Origin of the sequence: Ruminococcus sp. OM04-4AA, assembly GCF_003462585.1 — a bacterium.
GTDB classification, from domain to species: Bacteria; Bacillota; Clostridia; order Lachnospirales; family Lachnospiraceae; genus Mediterraneibacter; species Mediterraneibacter faecis.
In genome coordinates, this window is sequence record NZ_QTZH01000113.1 from 1 (window position 1) to 2,770 (window position 2,770).

Below are 2,770 nucleotides of genomic sequence, written 5' to 3' on the forward strand. Positions count from 1 at the left end.
ACTATTTATGTTTTGGTTTTGCTTAATCTATTAAGAAGAATAAGTAAAATGACGATACGTGATTTTCTTTATTTTGACAAACAAAATGAAAAGAAAAATGTTCCGTGACAGTAAAAAAAGAAATGTCATTTTTGTTTTAAGTATTATTCTTGGTGCGATTTCTCTTTTTCTCTGGAATTCACGTTGTACTATGGATAATTTTAATAAGCAAGAAACACTTACTTATTTGATGGTAAGCGTAATCATGTTGATTATCAGCATTTATGGTATATCTACAACTTGTGCAGATATGTTCTTGACTGTTATCTTAAAATTTTGTATAATAGGAATTGAAGTTAAATTAGATGCTAAAAATTTGTAATTAAGAAGGAGGGATTCGTCATGTTGGTATTCCAAATGCGTAATGTAGATAAAACATCTACTGTTTTGAAACAGACTAAAAACAGTGATTACGCAGATAAATAAATACGTTAGATTAATTCCTACCAGTGACTAATCTTATGACTTTTTAAACAGATAACTAAAATTACAAACAAATCGTTTAACTTCTGTATTTATTTTACAGATGTAATCACTTCAGGAGTGATTACATGAACAAAAATATAAAATATTCTCAAAACTTTTTAACGAGTGAAAAAGTACTCAACCAAATAATAAAACAATTGAATTTAAAAGAAACCGATACCGTTTACGAAATTGGAACAGGTAAAGGGCATTTAACGACGAAACTGGCTAAAATAAGTAAACAGGTAACGTCTATTGAATTAGACAGTCATCTATTCAACTTATCGTCAGAAAAATTAAAACTGAATACTCGTGTCACTTTAATTCACCAAGATATTCTACAGTTTCAATTCCCTAACAAACAGAGGTATAAAATTGTTGGGAATATTCCTTACCATTTAAGCACACAAATTATTAAAAAAGTGGTTTTTGAAAGCCGTGCGTCTGACATCTATCTGATTGTTGAAGAAGGATTCTACAAGCGTACCTTGGATATTCACCGAACACTAGGGTTGCTCTTGCACACTCAAGTCTCGATTCAGCAATTGCTTAAGCTGCCAGCGGAATGCTTTCATCCTAAACCAAAAGTAAACAGTGTCTTAATAAAACTTACCCGCCATACCACAGATGTTCCAGATAAATATTGGAAGCTATATACGTACTTTGTTTCAAAATGGGTCAATCGAGAATATCGTCAACTGTTTACTGAAAATCAGTTTCATCAAGCAATGAAACACGCCAAAGTAAACAATTTAAGTACCATTACTTATGAGCAAGTATTGTCTATTTTTAATAGTTATCTATTATTTAACGGGAGGAAATAATTCTATGAGTCGCTTTTTTAAATTTGGAAAGTTACACGTTACTAAAGGGAATGGAGATAAATTATTAGATATACTACTGACAGCTTCCAAGAAGCTAAAGAGGTCCCTAGCGCCTACGGGGAATTTGTATCGATAAGGGGTACAAATTCCCACTAAGCGCTCGGGACCCCTTGTAGGAAAATGTCCTAAGTGTGGCAACAATATTGTATTAAAAAAATCGTTTTATGGTTGTTCAAATTATCCTGAATGTAAGTTTACTTTAGCTGAACATTTTAGAAAGAAAAAACTAACCAAAACGAATGTAAAAGAATTACTGGAGGGAAAAGAAACCCTGGTAAAAGGAATCAAAAACAAAGAGAAAAAGCCCTACAATGCCGTTGTAAAAATTGGGGAAAAGGGATATATTGATTTTATCTCTTTTTCAAAATCAAAACCACCGGCTTAGCCGGTGGTTTGTACTAGCCCTATAAGGCTTATTACCGACGCTAAGTCTAAAGACTCATCGAATTTGGTTCGCCAACTGTACCGTCATTTACTTATCAAGCCCTATGGGGCTTATTTTATTTATTTAGGTTTACTGGCTCACCCGTAAACGGGTCAATATATTCTTTTAGTGTCATCTGATCATACTCTAAATCATTTTGTAATTGATTTTGAATATATTCTTGTATCTTCTTTGCATTTTTCCCTACAGTATCTACGTAATATCCTCTGCACCAGAAATGGCGATTTCCATATTTGTATTTTAAATTTGCATGGCGTTCGAAGATCATAAGTGTACTTTTTCCTTTCAAATGCCCTACAAAACTTGAAACACTTAAACTTGGTGGTATCTTTACAAGCATATGCACATGGTCTGGGCATATCTCTGCCTCTACTATTTCTACACCTTTTCTTTTGCATAGCATACTTAAAATATTCGCAATATCCTGTTTCATCTTCCCATACGCTACTTTTCTTCTATATTTTGGTGCAAAAACAATATGATACTTACAATTCCATTTCGTATGTGCTAAACTGTTTATATCCATTTGGATAACCTCCTTTGATTTTATGTGGTTGGCGAACCAACATAATTATATCACTGGAGGTTTTTTACTGTAAGCTTAAGCAATGCTGACTCACCGGCCTAGCCGGTGGTTTATTTGTTCATCAAAGTTCCGTTTCTCTTCTGAGAAACTCCACTGTGCTGAACAGGCTTAAAGCCTAACAATAAACATAAAAGCCCTTTAAAGAGGGCTTTTATATATTAATCACAAATCACTTATCACAAATCACAAGTGATTAATCACAAATCACTTGTGATTTGTGATTCTTAATGATACAATATTACTATGTTTTAGCTTTAAAGGCTCGTACAGACTATATGTTTTGTGCGGGCTTTTTTCATACCCGAAAAAATTTAAAAAATTTTTCAAAAGAGGTCATTAAATCACACCTAG

5 protein-coding genes are annotated in these 2,770 nt (G+C 32.9%); 4 read left to right on the top strand and 1 reads right to left on the bottom strand.

Going from position 1 to position 2,770, the window contains the following annotated elements:
• Positions 1-73 precede the first annotated feature (73 nt).
• The 4 genes from DXB52_RS15305 (at position 74) to DXB52_RS15325 (ending at position 1,773) form a co-directional block, all read left to right on the top strand.
• On the top strand, positions 74-361 hold the full coding sequence (locus DXB52_RS15305) for a hypothetical protein (protein WP_472520513.1): 288 nt from the start codon (positions 74-76) through the stop codon (positions 359-361).
• Between the two features lie 20 nt (positions 362-381).
• Positions 382-465, top strand: coding sequence for a 23S rRNA methyltransferase attenuation leader peptide (locus DXB52_RS15310; protein WP_001814874.1), 84 nt, complete (start codon positions 382-384; stop codon positions 463-465).
• Between the two features lie 125 nt (positions 466-590).
• Positions 591-1,328: a 23S rRNA (adenine(2058)-N(6))-methyltransferase Erm(B) gene (gene erm(B), locus DXB52_RS15315; RefSeq protein ID WP_117479738.1), complete on the top strand. Its 738-nt coding sequence runs from the start codon at positions 591-593 to the stop codon at positions 1,326-1,328.
• A 145-nt stretch (positions 1,329-1,473) separates the two neighbouring features.
• Complete coding sequence (locus DXB52_RS15325; RefSeq protein WP_118108001.1) at positions 1,474-1,773, top strand: topoisomerase C-terminal repeat-containing protein; 300 nt, start codon at positions 1,474-1,476, stop codon at positions 1,771-1,773.
• Positions 1,774-1,888: 115 nt separating this feature from the next.
• Here the strand turns inward: DXB52_RS15325 and tnpA are convergent, their stop codons facing one another.
• Complete coding sequence (gene tnpA, locus DXB52_RS15330) at positions 1,889-2,359, bottom strand: IS200/IS605 family transposase (protein ID WP_118107999.1); 471 nt, start codon at positions 2,357-2,359, stop codon at positions 1,889-1,891.
• Between the last annotated feature and the right edge of the window lie 411 nt (positions 2,360-2,770).

What these genes read in the sequence shown, in the direction of transcription:
- tnpA (WP_118107999.1), bottom strand. Translation starts at nt 2,359, where the DNA reads ATGGATATAAACAGTTTAGCACATACGAAATGGAATTGTAAGTATCAT.
- DXB52_RS15310 (WP_001814874.1), top strand. Translation starts at nt 382, where the DNA reads ATGTTGGTATTCCAAATGCGTAATGTAGATAAAACATCTACTGTTTTG.